General features: G+C 62.8%; 15 protein-coding genes. 4 read left to right on the plus strand and 11 right to left on the minus strand.

Annotation, left to right across the window (positions count from 1 at the left end; translation table 11 throughout):
* Positions 1-49: 49 nt before the first annotated feature.
* From garD to AC5O5R_RS12180, 10 genes are all read right to left on the minus strand, one after another.
* Entirely contained in the window at positions 50-1603 is a 1554-nt protein-coding gene (garD, locus tag AC5O5R_RS12135) for a galactarate dehydratase (protein WP_172220101.1), read from the minus strand.
* A gap of 76 nt (positions 1604-1679) precedes the next feature.
* Positions 1680-3044: an MFS transporter gene (locus tag AC5O5R_RS12140; protein ID WP_172220098.1), complete on the minus strand. Its 1365-nt coding sequence runs from the start codon at positions 3042-3044 to the stop codon at positions 1680-1682.
* A gap of 102 nt (positions 3045-3146) precedes the next feature.
* Positions 3147-4058 carry a 5-dehydro-4-deoxyglucarate dehydratase gene (gene kdgD, locus AC5O5R_RS12145; RefSeq protein ID WP_172220096.1) on the minus strand — a complete coding sequence of 304 codons (912 nt, stop codon included), beginning with the start codon at positions 4056-4058 and terminating at the stop codon, positions 3147-3149.
* Between the two features lie 377 nt (positions 4059-4435).
* Entirely contained in the window at positions 4436-5245 is an 810-nt protein-coding gene (locus AC5O5R_RS12150; protein WP_172220093.1) for a gamma-glutamyl-gamma-aminobutyrate hydrolase family protein, read from the minus strand.
* A gap of 430 nt (positions 5246-5675) precedes the next feature.
* A complete protein-coding gene (locus AC5O5R_RS12155) occupies positions 5676-6458 on the minus strand; it encodes an amino acid ABC transporter ATP-binding protein (protein WP_172220090.1) in 783 nt (260 codons plus the stop codon).
* A gap of 22 nt (positions 6459-6480) precedes the next feature.
* Positions 6481-7725 carry an NAD(P)/FAD-dependent oxidoreductase gene (locus AC5O5R_RS12160; protein WP_494515403.1) on the minus strand — a complete coding sequence of 415 codons (1245 nt, stop codon included), beginning with the start codon at positions 7723-7725 and terminating at the stop codon, positions 6481-6483.
* Positions 7726-7741: 16 nt separating this feature from the next.
* Positions 7742-8452, minus strand: a complete 711-nt coding sequence (locus tag AC5O5R_RS12165) for an ABC transporter permease (protein WP_172220084.1) — start codon at positions 8450-8452, stop codon at positions 7742-7744.
* Positions 8449-9168: an ABC transporter permease gene (locus AC5O5R_RS12170; RefSeq protein WP_172220081.1), complete on the minus strand. Its 720-nt coding sequence runs from the start codon at positions 9166-9168 to the stop codon at positions 8449-8451. The genes AC5O5R_RS12165 and AC5O5R_RS12170 overlap by 4 nt, the downstream gene beginning before the upstream one ends.
* Before the next feature lie 145 nt (positions 9169-9313).
* Positions 9314-10066: a transporter substrate-binding domain-containing protein gene (locus AC5O5R_RS12175; RefSeq protein WP_172220078.1), complete on the minus strand. Its 753-nt coding sequence runs from the start codon at positions 10064-10066 to the stop codon at positions 9314-9316.
* Positions 10067-10088: 22 nt separating this feature from the next.
* The gene (locus AC5O5R_RS12180; protein WP_172220075.1) at positions 10089-10961 is read right to left on the minus strand and encodes a MurR/RpiR family transcriptional regulator; all 873 of its coding nucleotides are present in this window, start codon (positions 10959-10961) and stop codon (positions 10089-10091) included.
* 143 nt (positions 10962-11104) lie between these two features.
* On the opposite strand from AC5O5R_RS12180, the gene AC5O5R_RS12185 reads away from it, so the two are divergent.
* The 3 genes from AC5O5R_RS12185 (at position 11105) to AC5O5R_RS12195 (ending at position 15116) form a co-directional block, all read left to right on the plus strand.
* A complete protein-coding gene (locus AC5O5R_RS12185; RefSeq protein WP_494515404.1) occupies positions 11105-12130 on the plus strand; it encodes an Ldh family oxidoreductase in 1026 nt (341 codons plus the stop codon).
* 234 nt (positions 12131-12364) lie between these two features.
* A complete protein-coding gene (locus AC5O5R_RS12190; RefSeq protein ID WP_494515405.1) occupies positions 12365-13561 on the plus strand; it encodes an amino acid aminotransferase in 1197 nt (398 codons plus the stop codon).
* 274 nt (positions 13562-13835) lie between these two features.
* A complete protein-coding gene (locus AC5O5R_RS12195; protein ID WP_172220066.1) occupies positions 13836-15116 on the plus strand; it encodes a serine/threonine transporter in 1281 nt (426 codons plus the stop codon).
* A gap of 73 nt (positions 15117-15189) precedes the next feature.
* Here the strand turns inward: AC5O5R_RS12195 and AC5O5R_RS12200 are convergent, their stop codons facing one another.
* A complete protein-coding gene (locus AC5O5R_RS12200; protein ID WP_494515406.1) occupies positions 15190-16377 on the minus strand; it encodes a Bcr/CflA family efflux MFS transporter in 1188 nt (395 codons plus the stop codon).
* Between the two features lie 548 nt (positions 16378-16925).
* On the opposite strand from AC5O5R_RS12200, the gene tpx reads away from it, so the two are divergent.
* Entirely contained in the window at positions 16926-17426 is a 501-nt protein-coding gene (gene tpx, locus AC5O5R_RS12205; protein WP_172220060.1) for a thiol peroxidase, read from the plus strand.
* The last annotated feature ends 292 nt before the right edge of the window (positions 17427-17718 follow it).

Raw genomic sequence — 17718 nt, forward strand, 5'->3', positions numbered from 1 at the left:
GCTCCCACAGGGACGGCGTTGCAATGTTGAATTGGGCAAACCCGAACCATCAGGTGATGGGCGCCGGGTTGAACAGGGTGATGTCGTTGTGCAGGCGGTGCTGTTCGGCCCAGGTCTGCTTGCGGCCGCTGGCCACGTCCAGGTAGTAGTGGAACAGTTGCCATCCCAGCTCCTCGATGCTCGAGCGGCCCGTGGCGATACGCCCGGCGTCGATGTCGATCAGGTCGGGCCAGCGCTGCGCCAGTTCACTGCGGGTGCACACCTTCACCACTGGGGCCATGGCCAGGCCGTACGGGGTGCCGCGGCCGGTGGTGAACACGTGCAGGTTCATGCCGGCAGCCAGCTGCAGGGTGCCGCAGACAAAGTCGCTGGCCGGGGTGGCGCAGAAAATCAGGCCCTTGCGCTCAACCCGCTCGCCCGGGCCCAGCACGCCCTGGATGGCACCGCTGCCCGACTTGACGATCGAGCCCAGGGATTTCTCGACAATGTTGGACAGGCCGCCTTTCTTGTTGCCGGGTGTGGTATTGGCGCTGCGGTCGGCGGCGCCTTGCTGCAGGTAGCGGTCGTACCAGTCCATTTCACGTATCAGGGCATCGGCAACCTGCTGGTTTTCTGCCCGCGAGGTCAGCATGTAGATGGCATCACGCACCTCGGTCACTTCCGAGAACAGCACCGTGGCACCGGCGCGCACCAGCAGGTCGGATGCGTAGCCCAGCGCCGGGTTGGCAGTAACGCCCGAGAAGGCATCGCTGCCACCGCACTGCATGCCCAGGATCAGCTCGCTGGCCGGCACGGTTTCGCGGCGGCGTTGGTCGAGTTTCTTCAGGCGCGTTTCGGCCAGCGCCATGATCTGTTCGATCATTTCCACGAAGCCCAGGCTGGCGTCCTGCAAGCGGTACAGCCAAGGGTCGCTTAGGTCGACCGACGGGTCGTTGTCGTGCATCACCTGGCCGGCCTGGAGCTTTTCGCAACCCAGGCTGATGACCAGTGCCTCGCCGCCCAGGTTGGGGTTACGCGCCAGGTTGCGCACGGTACGGATCGGGATATAGGCGTCGCGGGCATTGATGGCTACGCCACAGCCATAGCTGTGGGTGATGGCCACTACATCATCGACGTTGGGGTACTTTGGCAGCAGCTCGTCACGAATGCGCTTGACGGCATGTTCCAGCACGCCGGTCACGCACTGCACGGTGGTGGTGATGCCGAGGATGTTGCGGGTGCCGACGGTGCCATCGGCATTGCGGTAGCCTTCGAAGGTGAAACCGTCGAGCGGCGGCAGCGGTTGCGGCACAGCATCGCAGCGCGGCAGGCTGTCCAGCGCTGGCGCGGCAGGCATGGCCAGTTGGCTTTCCTGTACCCAGCTGCCTTGGCGCAGGTCTTCCAGTGCGTAGCCGATGATTTGCCCGTAACGGCGTACCGGCTCGCCTTTGGCGATAGCCACGGCGGCCACCTTGTGGCTCTGCGGTACGCCTTCGACCAGGGTCAGGCCGTCGGCAAAGCGGGCACCTTCGCCCAGGCCGCCGTCGTTGACCACTACCACGACATTGTCGTCGTCGTGCAGGCGGACGTAGCGGGGCGAGTCGGAATGTTCGATCAACTGCATGTTTTGGCCCTACGTGTCAGGTTCTCAGGCTTTTTGTACAGCCGCCCGCACCGGTGTCCGGCGCGGGCGTGTTCACTCAGTGACGCGAGCTGGCCAGTTCGCCATTGGCGCCAGGCTCAGCCTGTGGCTTGGGGGCATCGTCGCGCAGTTCGATACGCTTGATCGGGCCGACGATCACCAGGTAGCTGAATACCGCCACCAAGGCATTGGCGCCCACATAGACCAGCGCCCATTTGAACGAGCCGGTGGCGCTGATGATGTAGCCAATGACGATGGGCGTGGTGATCGAGGCGATGTTGCCGAAGGTGTTGAACAGGCCGCCCGACAGCCCGGCAATCTGCTTGGGCGAGGTGTCGGCCACCACCGCCCAGCCCAGCGCGCCGATGCCTTTGCCAAAGAAGGCCAGGGTCATGAAACCGACCACCATCCACTCGGCGTCGACATAATTGCAGAACACCATGGTGGTCGACAGCAGCAGGCCACACACGATCGGCAGTTTGCGCGAGAAGGTCAGCGAGTTGCCACGGCGCAGCAGCCAGTCCGAGATCACCCCACCCAGTACACCGCCGATAAAGCCGCATACCGCCGGCAGCGAGGCGATGAAGCCGGCCTTGAGGATGGTCATGCCACGCTCCTGCACCAGGTACACCGGGAACCAGGTGAGGAAGAAGTAGGTGATGGCGTTGATGCAATACTGGCCCAGGTACACGCCCAGCAGCATGCGGCTGGTCAGCAGCTGCTTGATATAGCCCCATTTCGGGCCAGCGTTACCGCGCTTCTGGTCCATGTCCACCAGGCCGCCGTTCTGCTCGATGTGTGCAAGCTCGGCCGGGCTGATGCGGGGGTGCTGGCGTGGGTTGTAGATGGTCTTCAGCCACACCATCGAGAACACGATACCTAGCGCGCCCATGACCACGAACACGTGCTCCCAGCCGAAGCTGAACACGATCCAGCCCATGATCGGTGCGAACAACGCGGTAGCGAAGTATTGCGCCGAGTTGAAGATCGCCGAGGCGGTGCCGCGTTCCTGGGTCGGGAACCAGGCCGCGACGATGCGGGCGTTGCCCGGAAACGACGGGGCTTCGGCGAAGCCGACCAGAAAGCGCAGGGTGAACAGGGTGACCACTGCCCAGGCAACCGGCAGGCCGCCGACAAAACCCTGCAGCAGGGTGAACAGCGACCAGGTGAAAATGCTGAAGGCGTAGACGTTCTTGGAGCCGAAGCGATCGAGCAGCCAGCCACCAGGAATCTGGCCAGCCACGTAAGCCCATCCAAAGGCGGAAAAAACATAACCGAGGGTTACGGCGTCAATGCCGAGGTCTTTCTGCAGGCTGGAGCCTGCGATGGCGATGGTAGCGCGGTCGGCATAGTTGATCGTGGTCACCAGGAACAGCATGAACAGGATCAGGTAGCGCACATGCGTCTTCTTAGTCGCTTGCATGCTGGCAATACTCCCACTAGTTATTTTTGTGCGGGCTCACGAATTGTAACCGGAGTGGGCTTTTCCCACTCCGGATGCGGCAAGGGCAGGCCGCAGGGTCGCTTATTGCGGGCCCATCTTGTCCATCAGCGCGGCGAGCATTTCGTACTCTTCGCCGGTCAGGTCGGTCAGCGGCGTGCGCACCGGGCCTGCGTCGTAACCGGCGATTTTGGCACCGGCCTTGACGATACTCACGGCGTAACCGGCCTTGCGGTTGCGGATATCCAGGTACGGCAGGAAGAAGTCATCGATCAGCTTGCCAACGGCGGCGTGGTCGTCGCGGGCGATGGCGTTGTAGAAGTCCATGGCGGTTTTCGGCACGAAGTTGAACACGGCCGAGGAATACACCGGTACGCCCAATGCCTTGTAGGCGGCAGCATACACTTCGGCGGTCGGCAGGCCACCCAGGTAGCTGAAGCGGTCGCCCAGGCGGCGACGGATCGACACCATCAGCTCGATATCACCCAGGCCGTCCTTGTAGCCGATCAGGTTAGGGCAGCGCTCGGCCAGTTTTTCCAGGAGGTCGGCGTTCAGGCGGCAGACGTTGCGGTTGTACACCACCACACCGATGTTTACCGATTTGCACACGGCTTCGACGTGGGCGGCAACGCCGTCCTGGCTGGCTTCGGTCAGGTAGTGCGGCAGCAGCAGCAGGCCCTTGGCACCCAGGCGTTCGGCTTCCTGGGCGTATTCGATGGCCTGGCGGGTAGAACCACCGACGCCGGCGAGGATAGGTACCGAAGTGGCGCAGGTATCCACGGCGGTCTTGATCACCTGGCTGTATTCGCTGGCGGCCAGGGAGAAGAACTCACCGGTGCCACCGGCAGCGAACAGGGCGCTGGCGCCATACGGGGCCAGCCATTCCAGGCGCTTGATGTAGCCAGCCTGGTGGAAGTCGCCCTGGGCGTTGAAGTCGGTGACCGGGAAAGACAGCAGGCCGTGGGAGAGGATGGATTTGAGTTCTTGGGGATTCATTGTTGTTGGCATCCTGTGGCGCTTGGGTGATGGGTGTTGTGCTGCGTTAGAGGTAAGTTATCGTACAACCTGTTCGATGACTAGCCCCCTCGCAGGAAATTTTTTGTCAGGGCGCACAGGTGATCGGTTTAGGGTTTGTGTTGGTGCAGATATCGCGCGCCGCCCGCACGGCGCTCGATCTCACAGGCGCAGAAAATCTGAAGACTACCACTTGGCAGTCATCGTATCTCTTGGAGGAAAGGCAAAAAACGATCGCGGAGACAAGCACAAGCCCGCCGCCCGCATCCACGGGAAGTGTTCTGGGACCAGCAGAGGGTGACCGGGGAAGCGAGGGCGGCCTTGCGCCGCCCCGCGATCAAAGCAGAGGAAACTGAAGGTCAGGCAGCGTGCTGGCGCTTGATCTGCGCCTTGCGTACCTGGGCGCGGCAAGCATCGCCGAACGCCTGGAACATCTTGATCGAATCAGGGTTCTTCGCCGCTTGCCACTCCGGGTGCCATTGCACGGCGAACAGGAACGGCGAGATGCTCGGGCCATGAATGGCCTCGACCAGGCCATCTTCGGCGTGGGCGATGGCTTCGAGGCCGCTGCCAAGCGTGCGCAGGCCCTGACCATGCAGCGAGTTGACGCGAATCTCGTCGGTACCCAGGGTATCGCGCAACCAGCTGCCCGGCTGGACCTTCACGCTGTGCACCTGGGCGTACTGAACCTCGACCGGGTCTTCGGGGTTTTCCCGATGGTCGTTGAAACCAGGCTCGGCATAGACCTTCTGGTAGATGTCGCCGCCCAGGGCCACGTTGATTTCCTGCATGCCACGGCAGATGCCGAAGATAGGCAGGCCGCGCTTGAGCGCCGCCTTGACCAGCGGGATGTCGAACAGGTCGCGGTTCTGGTCCTGGCCCTTGCCCGGGGTCTGGTTTTCCTGGCCGTACAGGGCTGGGTCGATGTTGCTGCCAGCGCCGGTCAGGTACACGCCGTCGGCCATGTCCAGATAAGTCTCGAGGTCTTCGGTGCCGCAGCAGGTGGGCACAAGTACCGGGACGCAATCTGAAAACTCGACCAGCGGGGTGATGTATTTGTGGGTCATGACCTGGTAGTCATGGCCTTTGCGCTCTTGGCTGCCCATGGTCATCAGGACGACGGGTTTGCGCAGGGAAGGTTGCTTGTTGCCAATGTTGCTGTTGGACATATGTCACCTTGGGACAGGTTCGACCTGTCGTTGTTGTGCAGGCGCACGGCCCGGGGCCTTGAGTGCTGCCTGAAGCCCCGAGCACTGCCGGCTCGTCAGAGGCGACGATTCCGGTCGGGGCTTGTCTGTAGCTTGCCAGAGCCGTTCGATATGTCAAACGACAGCAGAGGGCTTTAACGCGGGGAATGCACCGGTTTTTGGGGGCTGAAACCGATGCGGGCCTGTGCCGGCGTGGGTTTGCCGGGGGTGGAGGTCAATAATATTTAACGATGCAGTTGGGTCTTTGCAGCGCTGCAATGAAGGTGGTTCTGTGGTTGTGCTACTGGGCCTCTCGCCGGCAAGCCAGCTCCCACAGGGTATCTGCAGCTTTCAAACCCGGTGCAGTACCCGTGGGAGCTGGCTTGCCGGCGACAGGGCCAACTCAATTTGCTCAGTGCAGAATCTGCGCCAGGAACCCCTTGGCCCGCTCGGTACGTGGCTGGTTGAAGAACACCTGCGGCGGGCTGTCCTCGAGGATCTGCCCGCCCTCCAGGAACAGCACCCGCTCGGCCACCTGCCGGGCAAAGCCCATTTCATGGGTCACGCACAACATGGTCATGCCGGTACCTGCCAGCTGCACCAGCACATCCAGCACCTCGGCGACCATTTCCGGGTCCAGCGCCGAGGTGGGCTCGTCGAACAGCATGATCCGCGGCTTCATGCACAGCGCCCGGGCAATCGCCACGCGCTGCTGCTGGCCGCCAGACAACTGGCTGGGGTATTTGTGCGCCTGGCTCTCGATGCCGACCTTGCTCAGGTACATGCGCGCCCGCTCTTCGGCCTCCTTGCGCGACAGACCGCGCACGCTGGTGGGGGCCAGCAGGCAGTTGTCGAGCACGCTCATGTGCGGGAACAGGTTGAAGTGCTGGAACACCATGCCAATTTCACTGCGCACCTGGGCAGCAGCGCGGGTGGTGGCGGCAAGGTCGGTACCGTCGACGTGGATGCTGCCCTGCTGGGCGATTTCAAGGCGGTTGATACAGCGGATCAGGGTCGACTTGCCCGAGCCGGACGGCCCGCACAGCACGATGCGTTCGCCTTCGCGCACCTGCAGGTCGATGTCGCGCAGCACGTGAAACGCGCCGTAGTGCTTGTTCAGGCCTTCGATGCGGATGAGCACCGGGCGCGGGTCGGGTTCAGGGGCAATGCTGGCAAGGCTCAGTGGTGCGGTCATCTTGTTGTTCTCCCGCGTGGGTTCAGTCGAAACGGGTCGCGCTGTAAGGCGCGGGGTCGGTGAAGGGGCGCTCGCCGGTGACCAGCTCTGCCACCAGCCTGCCGCTCACCGGGCCCAGGGTGAGGCCGTGGTGAGCGTGGCCGAAGTTGAACCACAGCCCCGGGTGGCGCGACGCCGGGCCGATCACCGGGCGCATGTCGGGCAGGCACGGGCGACGGCCCAGCCAGGGGCTGTCGTCGAGGCGCTCACCCAGGGCCGGGAACAGCTTGCGCGCCAGGGCTTCGCAGCGGCCCAGCTGGATCTGGTTGCCCGGGGCGCTGCTGGCGTCGAATTCGATGCCGGTGGTCAGGCGCACGCCGCGCGCCATTGGCGCCAGTACGTAGCCGCCCTGGGTGTCGCAGATGGAATGCTCCAGCTGCGCGCCGTCGCGGGTGCCGTAGTGCATGTGGTAGCCGCGCTTGATCGCCAGCGGGATCTGGTAGCCCAGCCCGCTGAACAGATCGGCCGACTGCGGCCCCAGGCAAGCCACCACTTCGTCGGCCGTGATCGGGCCGCGGCGGCTGTCCACGCGCCACTGGCCGTTGGCCTGGCGCAGGCTGCGCGCATCGCCATGCAGGAACTGCCCGCCGCGCTGCATGAACAGCGCCGCGTAGCCGCGGGTGAGGGCGCCGGGGTTGTTCACGGTCTTCGGGTCGAGCCAGTGAATACCGCCCACCACGGTGGCGTCCAGCTGGTGCTCACGGGCCTGCAGCTGGCCACATTCGAGGATCTCGAATTGCAGGCCGTAACGGCTCAACCCTTTGGCATCGGCCTTGGCCTGCTCGAACAGCGCCGGATCGCGGAATACCTCGATCCAGCCTTTGGCCTGCACCAGCCCTTCCAGGCCGGCGGCGGCAATCAGCGCGTCATGTTCTTCGACGCAGCGCTGCACCAGCGGCAGCATGTCGGCGGCGGCGCTGGCCAGGCGCCCAGGCGCCGACTGGCGCCAGTAACGCCACAGCCACGGCGCCACCTTGGGCAGGTGCGCCAGGCTGTAGCGCACATCAGGCTGGCGGTTCAGGCCGTAGCGCAGCAGCGCGCCCAGTTGCCGAGGGAAGGCGTAGGGGATGACGCTGGAGCGCTCGATCAGCCCGGCATTGCCGTGGCTGGTGCCGCTGCCCGGTTCGTCGCGGTCGATCAGGATCACCTGGCGCCCGCGGGCCTGCAGATGCAGGGCGGTGCTGACGCCGACGATGCCGGCGCCGAGGACAAGGGTCTGGCAATGCATGGAACGTATCCTTCGGTCAGTTCAGGTGGCGGCCCAGGCGGCCTTCCAGGTGTTTCAGCAAGCGGCGCACCACCTCGACGATCACCAGGTAGAGCACGGCAGCCCACAGGTAGATCTGGAAGTCGAAACTGCGCGAGAAGGCCAGTTTGGTCACGCCCATCAGGTCGTAGATGGTCACCAGCGAGGCGATTGCGCTGGCCTTGATCATCAGGATCAGCTCGTTGCCCAGCGGGCCGATGGCCACCAGCAGCGATTGCGGCAGGATCACCTTGAAGAAGGTGGTCGAGCGCTTCAGGTTCAGTGCCCGCGCCGCTTCGTGCTGGCCGGGTGCGACCGCCATCAGGCTGCCGCGGAAGATCTCTGCCTGGTATGCCGCCGTGTTCAGGGTGAACGCCAGCAAGGTGCAGAACCACGCCTCGCGGAAGAACCACCACAGGCCTACGTCCTGCCAGAAGCCCTTGAACGAGCCCAGGCCGTAGTAAAGCAGGAACAACTGGGCCAGCAGCGGCGAACCGCGGAAGAAGTACACGTAGCCTGCGGCCATGCGCTGCAGCAGCTGGCTGCGCGACATCCGCGCCAGGGCCAGCAGCAAGCCCAGCAAGGCGCCCAGGCTGAAGGAAATGGCCACCAGCTTGGCGGTGACCAGCAGGCCATCGATAAAGCGCGGCCCGTAGCGCTCCAGCAAATCAGGGTCGACAACCAGTGCCAGCAGTTGATCGAGGCTCATGCCCGTGCTCCTTGCAGGTGGCGGTTACTGCGTCGTTCGATGAAGGCGAACACCCGCCCGGACAGCGCCGCGAACAGCAGGTAGCCCAGACAGGCGACGCCATAGAAGAACATCGGCTCCTTGGTCACGCTGACCGCCAGGTTGGTCTGGCGCATCAGGTCGACCAGCGAGATGGTCGACACCAGCGAAGTATCCTTGAGCAGCGACAGCCAGTTGTTGGACAAACCGGGCAGGGCGATGCGGGTGAGTTGCGGCAGTACCACCTTGAAGAAGCCGGTGCGCTTGCTCAGGCCCAGCGCCGAGCAGGCCTCGAGTTGGCCTTTGGGCAAGGTCTTGAAGGCTGCCAGCCAGATCTCGCTGGAAAATGCGGCAAACACCAGGCTGAAGGCAATCATCGCAGCCAGGAAGGTGTTGATCAGGAACTCTCCCTCGTAGCCCATGGCCGCAAGGATTTTCTGCGCCGCGATCTGGCAGCCGTAATAGATGATCAGCAGTGTCAGCAGCTCGGGCAGGCCGCGGAATACTGTGGAAAAGGTCGTGGCCCAAGCCCGGGGCAGGCGCTTGCGCGAGCGCGCCGCCAAGGCTACCACCAGGCCCAGCGGCAGGCCGATGGGCAGGCAGGCCAGGGCCAGGGAAACGGTGACCAGCGCGCCGGCCAGCAGCGCCTGGCCCCAGCCTCCGCTGGCGAAGGACAGCAAGGACAATTGATCGAGCATGACGAACACCTTGTGTTGACCTGACCGGCCTCATCGCCGGCAAGCCAGCTCCCACAAGGGGCTGCGCATCCCTCAGGCCTTGTGCGGTCCTGTGGGAGCTGGCTTGCCGGCGATGGGGCCCGATCAGGCGAGACGGGCTCTGAGATCAGTTGTAGATATCGAAAGCAAAGTACTTGCTGGCGATCTTCTGGTAGGTGCCGTTGGCCACCAGCTGTTGCAGCGCGGTGTTCAGGCGCTGGCGCAGGGCCTCGTCATCCTTGCGCACGGCAATGGCGGCATCGGCCTTGGTATCGGCAACGTCTCCGAGGATCTTGCAGCAATCCCCACCGTTTTTGGTCATCCACTCGTGCAGCGGGAACTTGTCGGCAATCACCCCGTCCAGGCGCCCGGCGGCCAGGTCGGCGTTGGCTTCGTCCATGGTCGGGTACAGCTTCACATCGGCACCGGCCTTGCCGTACACGTCCTCGGCGTAGATAGCCTGGGTGGACGACGACTGGGCACCGACTGTGTAACCGACGAAGTCGGTCTGGGCGCTGTCGATCTTGCTGTCCTTGGCTACCGCGACAGTGAGCGGAGTGCGGTAGTAGTGGTCGGTGAAGGCAATTTTCTTGCGTCGCTCCTCGGTGTTGATCATCGACGCGACGACGGCGTCATACTTGCGCGCCATCAGGGCGGGGATAATGCCTTCCCAATCCTGGGCCACCAGCGTGCACTCGACTTTCATCTGTTCGCACAGGGCATGGGTGATGTCGATATCGAAGCCATGCAGCTTGTTATCGGCGTCTACATAGTTGAAGGGCGGGTAGGCACCCTCGGTGGCGAAGCGCAGGGTTTCGGCACTGGCGGCACCGGTCAGCAGCAGGGCGCACGCACCCACCAAGGCCATGGTCTTGTTCATCTCGCACCTCATTGCACTCTTGCTATTGTTGTTTGCTCGGCGGCCACGAGGTGTAGCCGACGAATTCGTTATGTAGAGCGGCAGTCGCTTCCAAGCGTTTTTCAACATCAGGTCCGAGCTTCTTGCAGACCTCGTTGACCATCAGGTGCACCCACGACAGCATTGTCGAGGTGGATTCCCAGAACAGGTTGAACTCCGTGGGGATGCGGAACACCTCGTCGGCGTTGGCATCGGCCCAGTCACAGAAAGTGTCGGTCACCAGCGTGACCGCGATGCCGGCCGCGCGCGCCTTCTGGCACAGCAGCAGGGCGTGGCGGGAATAACGGCGCGCCTCGAACACCACCAGGGCGCTGTCTTCGGCACGGCCCAGCAGCACTTCGCCGAAGTGCCCGGCGCTGATGTCTACCAGTTGCACGCCATCGCGCAGGTATTGCAGCAGGTGGCTCATGCACATGGCGATGCCGCGCTCGGTCTGGAAACCGGCGACGAACACCCGCGGCTTGGCCGCCAGGCGTTGCGCTACGCTGTGCCACGCCGGGCTCTGGCGGTACTCGTGCACACGCATCAGTGCGGCGATTTCCAGTTCCAGGCTGCCGGCGTTGTCGCTGGCGTCCTGGTTGTGGCGGTAATCCTGCAAACGGTCACCCACCAGCCAGGGGCCATCGCCCAGGTCGTTCTGCAGGTCTTGCTTAAGTGCCTTGAGGTGGGCATAACCCAAGGAGCGGCAGAAGCGCCCGACGCTGGATTCGCTGACGCCCAGCTTGGCAGCGATGCTGGCCGAGGTCTGGAACGGCAGTTCGTGCAGGTTGGCGAGCATGTAGGTGGCGATCTTGCGGCCCGAGGCAGCGGCCCCTTCCAGGCTGTTTTCCAGGCGTTGCTTGATCGGTTGGCTCATGCTGCGGCTCCAGGGGTGAGGCTTGCGACAGAAAATGAATGTTTTCTGTCATCAAGTCAACATTTGACAGATAGCTGTCACATGCAGGAAAGTTTTTGTCGTTGCAACGCTGTAGCCATTCCAATACCAACAAGGAGCTTCAGATGTCCGCACCTTCCACCGGCACCGACGTGCGTGTGCCTTTTACCGAGTTGCAGGACCTGTTGCAGGCCATTTTCCAGCGTCATGGCTGCAGCGAGAGGGTGGCCCGTGTGCTGGCCCACAACTGCGCCAGCGCCCAGCGCGATGGCGCGCACAGCCATGGGGTGTTCCGCATGCCGGGCTATGTTTCGACCCTGGCCAGCGGCTGGGTCGACGGCCAGGCCACGCCAGAGGTCAGTGATGTGGCGCCCGGTTATGTCAGCGTCGATGCGGCGGGGGGCTTCGCCCAGCCTGCGCTTGCAGCGGCCCGTGAGTTGTTGGTGGCCAAGGCGCGCACCGCCGGTATCGCCGTGCTGGCGATTCACAACTCGCACCACTTTGCCGCGCTATGGCCGGATGTGGAGCCATTCGCTGACGAGGGCCTGGTGGCCCTGAGCGTGGTCAACAGCATGACCTGCGTGGTGCCGCATGGCGCGCGCCAGCCCCTGTTCGGGACCAACCCCATCGCCTTTGCCGCGCCTTGCGCCGAACACGACCCGATCGTCTTCGACATGGCCACCAGCGCCATGGCCCATGGCGACGTGCAGATTGCCGCGCGTGCCGGGCAGCAATTGCCCGAGGGCATGGGCGTGGATGCCAGTGGCGAGCCGACTACCGAACCCAAGGCGATCCTCGAAGGTGGCGCCTTGCTGCCATTCGGCGGGCACAAGGGTTCGGCGCTGTCGATGATGGTCGAGTTGCTGGCGGCGGCGCTGACCGGCGGGAATTTCTCGTGGGAATTCGACTGGTCGGGGCACCCGGGGGCGAAAACGCCGTGGACCGGGCAGGTGATCATCGTGATCGACCCGAGCAAGACCGAGGGCGAGCGCTTCGCCCAGCGCAGTCGCGAACTGGTGGAGCAGATGAAGCACGCTGGGCTGACGCGCATGCCGGGTGAGCGACGTTACCGCGAGCGCGAGGTGGCCGAGGAGGAGGGGGTGGCAGTGACCGGGCAGGAGTTGCAAAGCCTGAGAGAGTTGCTTGGCTGATCCGGCCCTTTCGCCGGCAAGCCAGCTCCCACAGATACACCGCTAACCCTGAGCGTTGTGAAGTACCTGTGGGCGCTGGCTTGCTGGCGACAGGGACATCACCGCCAGCACAAATCCCCAGCCATGCAATGTTGCATAGACAACCTTGCACATTAGTGGATGTTCCTGAGCCTGCACTCCGGGTATGCTCAGGTCTGCCTTTTCGAACTGTCCTGATCCAAGGAGCTGCACGCTGTGTTCAAACATGTCGATGCCTATGCCGGCGACCCGATCCTCTCGTTGATGGAAACCTTCAAGGCCGACCCGCGCGCCGACAAGGTCAACCTGAGCATCGGCCTGTATTACGATGAGGCCGGTGTAGTGCCGCAACTGGCAGCGGTGGATGCGGTGGAAAAACGCATGGCCGGCCAGGACCACGAAGCCTCGCTTTACCTGCCGATGGAAGGCCTGGCCAGCTACCGCCAGGCCATCCAGGCGCTGCTGTTCGGGGCCGATCACCCCGCCGTGACCGGCAAGCGCGTAGCCACCGTCCAGACGGTTGGCGGTTCCGGCGCGCTGAAAGTCGGCGCCGACTTCCTCAAGCGCTACTTCCCGCAGTCCGAAGTCTGGGTCAGCAACCCGACCTGGGACAACCACCGCGCCATCTTCGAAGGCGCCGGTTTCAAGGTGAACACCTACCCGTACTTCGACCAGGCCACCCGTGGCGTGGACTTCGACGGCATGCTGGCCACCCTGCGCAACCTGCCGGCCAACAGCGTGGTCCTGCTGCACCCATGCTGCCACAACCCCACCGGTGCCGACCTTACGCAAAACCAGTGGCAACAAGTGGTCGAGGTGGTCAAGGCCCAGCAACTGATCCCGTTCCTCGATATCGCTTACCAGGGCTTCGCCGAAGGCCTGGTGGAAGACGCCTACGCCATCCGTGAAATGGCGCGTGCCGGCGTGCCGTGCCTGGTCAGCAACTCGTTCTCGAAAATCTTCTCGCTGTATGGCGAGCGGGTAGGGGGCCTGTCGGTGGTGTGCGATGACGCCGACACCACCCTGAGCGTGCTGGGCCAGCTCAAGGCCACCGTGCGCCGCAACTACTCCAGCCCGCCCAACTTCGGTGCCCAGCTGGTGGCTGGCGTGCTCGGCGATGCCGGCCTGAATGCCCAGTGGGCTGCCGAAGTCGAAGTGATGCGCAAGCGCATCCTCGACATGCGCCAGGCGCTGGTCGATGCCCTGGCCGTGCTGCTGCCAGGCCAGGACTTCCAGTTCTTCCTCCGCCAGCGCGGCATGTTCAGCTACACCGGCTTCAGCGTCGAGCAGGTACGCCGCCTGCGTGACGAGTTCGGCGTGTACCTGATCGACAGCGGCCGGGTTTGCATGTCCGGCCTGCGCCCCGCCAACCTGCAACGGGTTGCCGAAGCGTTCGCTGCCGTCCAGAAGTAACACCGCACGGGGCCGCTTTGCGGCCCGAGCGCCGGCAAGCAGGCTCCCACTGGTACAGCGCATGGCTGGGAGCCGGCTTGGCGGCAATCGGGCTGCAAAGCAGCCCTTGCTACAACCTGCTTGTAAAGACAAGTGCAACCGCTCCTCGGAAAAGGGCTTCGCAAGTGCAACCTTTGCGTGCACAATCGCGCCCCTCTTTCCCGGTTGAGTTGGGCGAATCGTCTATTTCGCCATTCTCAGCCTGTTGCAGTCTTGCGAGTGGAGCTTCACCCGGATGAATGAGCAGGCCCCAAGCGTTGAACAACGCTTTGCAGAATCGACCCCCGCCACCCTCGGCAGCTGGGCGCGTCAAGACACCACCTGGATGCTGGGCCTGTTCGGCACAGCCATCGGCGCCGGGACTCTGTTCCTGCCGATCAACGCCGGCCTCGGCGGCTTCTGGCCGCTGCTGATCCTGGCCGTGCTGGCCTTCCCGATGACCTACTACGCCCACCGCGGGCTGACCCGTTTCGTGCTGTCGGGGCGCAACGGCGGCGACATCACCGAGGTGGTCAAGGAGCACTTCGGCATCAGCGCCGGTGCGTCGATCACCGTGCTGTACTTCTTCGCCATCTTCCCCATCCTGCTTATCTATAGCGTGGCACTGACCAATACCGTTTCCAGCTTCATGGAACACCAGCTGCACATGGCGCCGCCACCACGGGCCATTTTGTCGTTCGTGCTGATCCTCGGCCTGCTGGCCATCGTGCGCTGTGGCGAGCAGGCCACGGTCAAGGTCATGAGCCTGCTGGTGTACCCGTTCATCGTCGCCCTGGCGCTGCTCGGCCTGTACCTGGTCCCGCACTGGACCGGCGGCATCCTCGACAGCGCCACCCAGGTACCGCCGCCTTCGGCCTTCCTGCACACCCTGTGGTTGGCCATCCCGGTGATGGTGTTCTCGTTCAACCACTCGCCGATCATCTCGGCCTTCGCGGTTGACCAGAAGCGCCGCTACGGCGAGCACGCCGATGAGCGCAGCGGCCAGATCCTGCGCCGTGCCCACCTGCTGATGGTGGTGATGGTGCTGTTCTTCGTGTTCAGCTGCGTGCTGACCCTGAGCAGCGCCCAGCTGGCCGAGGCCAAGGCTCAGAACCTGTCGATCCTGTCGTACCTGGCCAACCACTTCAGCAACCCCGCCATCGCCTTCGCTGCGCCGCTGATCGCCTTCGTGGCCATCGCCAAGTCGTTCCTCGGCCACTACATCGGTGCCAGCGAAGGCCTGAAGGGCATCATTGCCAAGACCGGCGCGCGCCCAGGTGCCAAGGCACTCGACCGCGTGGTTGCCGGGCTGATGCTGGTGGTGTGCTGGATCGTCGCCACCCTGAACCCGAGCATCCTCGGCATGATCGAGTCGCTGGGCGGCCCGATCCTGGCGGTGCTGCTGTTCCTGATGCCGATGTACGCGATTCGCCGGGTACCGTCCATGCGCAAGTACAGCGGCGCGGCCTCCAATGTGTTCGTCGTGGTGATCGGCCTGGTTGCGCTGACCTCGGTGGTCTACGGCCTGCTGAGCTGATTCGCTGCTTGCAGTAAAGGCTGCCCGGGTCGGCTATCGCCACCCGGGCATTTTTTTAAGCCTGACCAAGGTTTCAGCAGCGTTGCATTTCATCGTCCTTGGTGCACGCAAGCAGCCACCATCCACAGAGGCTGGCCACCACGAACAGCAGTCCCAAGCCTACCGGAAGTGTACTTTCGAAGCTTGCGACCACGCTGCCAGTCAAACCCGCCCAAGCGAACAGCAGTGTCGTGTTGAGCGAGGCTGCCGCACCTGCCTGGCGCGAATAGCGTGCCAGGGCCTGGGTCGTCGCAGCCGGGCGCACCAGGGTTGTCCCGGTGGTACAGACAATCATCGGTAGCAGAACACCCACCACAGACAACCCTGCTAGCTGCTCCCATATCAAAAGGGTGGCGCCCGCAGCACTTATCAGCAGGAAACCCGCTTTTATTTGAGCCTGCGGGCTTACGCGATGGTTCAAATAAGTTGCAGCTACTCCGCCAGCGATATAGGCCAACCCATAGCCGATAAATACAATGGAGAATTGATAGGTCGTCAGCTCCAGCCTGCCCATCAGCAGCAATGGCGCTATGACGATAAAGGAAAAATGGCAGGCAAAGGCGAGGCTGGACTGCATGGAATAGGCGAGATAGGGCGTGTCGCGCAGCATCATCAGATAACTGGAGAAGCCTGACGCCCGGTGGTGCAGCCCAGGTGCGTCCTGAAGCAGCACATACGACAAAAGTGAAACGATCGCAGCGATGCCCACGAATACTGTGAAGCTTGCCTCCCAGCCAAAGAGCTGCTGGAGAAAGGCACCTGCCAGCGGTGACAGAGAGATGAATAACCCACTTGCGCTGGTTAACAGGATTCGCATGCCATTGCGTTGTTTACCCCTATACAGATCCTGCACAAGCGCCTGACCGAGCACGAGGCTGCCGCAACCCAGGGCCTGCATTAAACGAAACGCCATGAACGTTTCATAGGTGGTTGAAAATATGCAACCGAGCGCCCCAGCAATGGCTACTCCCAACCCGGCGAGCAGCAAACGCTTGCGCCCGATGCTATCCGACAATGGGCCGATCACTAGTTGCGCCATGGCAACGCCAATAGCAAAAAAGCTCACGGAGTACGCTATCTGCTTTGAGTCGACCCGAAACTCATCTGAGAGCGCAGGGAATGATGGGAGGATCACATCCAGCGGAAATACACCTAACAGACACAACAGAATCAGCAACGTCGAGCACAGATGGCGCCGGAGCGAATCCGGTGGGCGGTTCATGCTACTAACCCCGCCGATTGGAAATGCAAGAAATAGCGTTCGTCATCCAGTAAATCAGTGCACTCAACTGCCCGAAGCGTCGGCCCGCAAATTTCCATCATTCGTACCGCCTGGTTCGCCAGTGCATGAGCGGAAACTTCGTCTCTGAGGGTTGGCCGAGTTTTGAAAACCATTCGCAAGAAGGGTAGATCGGGTTGGAAGATGTACAAGATTAACTTGGTGGCGAAACGTCCGATAAAGTTGTAGGTTTTTTTACCTTGATACTTGTCAGGGGTGGCTCAACTTTATCGTAAAGCGCTCTAGCTCAAGCCATGCAGCCATTATGAGGGTAGTATTGTGCAGCTCATATCAATCAAGAAACCAACTTTGTAGCAGGCTCGGAGTGGGAGGTCGGGATGGGCTCGGCAACTGGCCGTCACGGCAGGTATCGGCATTTTGTCCACAAAAATTCGTCTGTGATTAGAACAATTTCACTTGCCCCCATAGGCACCCGGTCGCCTTCATGCTTAACTCAGTGTCCTTTTCAAACCTCGCATAAGGATTTCGTCATGGCTCAAGTGACTCTCAAAGGCAACCCGGTCCAGGTCAACGGCAACCTGCCACAGGCCGGCGCCCAGGCTCCGGCTTTCTCCCTGGTAGGTGAAGGCCTGGCTGACAAGTCGCTGAAAGACTTCGCCGGCAAGCGCAAGGTGCTGAACATCTTCCCAAGCGTCGACACCCCGACCTGCGCCACCTCGGTGCGCAAGTTCAACGCCCAGGCCAACGACGTGGCCAACACCGTGGTGCTGTGCATCTCGGCTGACCTGCCGTTCGCCCAGGCCCGCTTCTGCGGCGCCGAAGGCCTGGAAAACGTGAAGAACCTGTCGACCCTGCGTGGCCGCGAGTTCCTCGAAAACTACGGCGTTGCCATCGCCGACGGCCCGCTGGCCGGCCTGGCCGCCCGCGCCGTGGTGGTGCTGGATGAAAACGACAAGGTGCTGCACAGCGAGCTGGTTGGCGAAATTGCTGACGAGCCGAACTACGATGCGGCACTGGCTGTACTGAAGTAAGGGTTGCGGGGGGGGCAGGGCAGGCATTTGTAGCCTGTACCGGCCCTATCGCCGGCAAGCCAGCTCCCACAGGTACAAGGCTGTTCTCAATGCCTGTGATGTGCTTGTGGGAGCTGGCTTGCCGGCGATAGGGCCAGCAAAGGCAACGGAAACCTTCAGGCCCATCTCCACTCCAAGCAAAACCCTGTAACGGCCCGGAACACGTTCCGGGCCGTTTTCATTTAAAATTCCGCGTTTTGGCAACGTCAGGCAAAGGTAAACCTCTGGTAAAGGGCCTTTGCTAAAACGATGC

This window comes from Pseudomonas sp. 8_5_2, assembly GCF_059295255.1.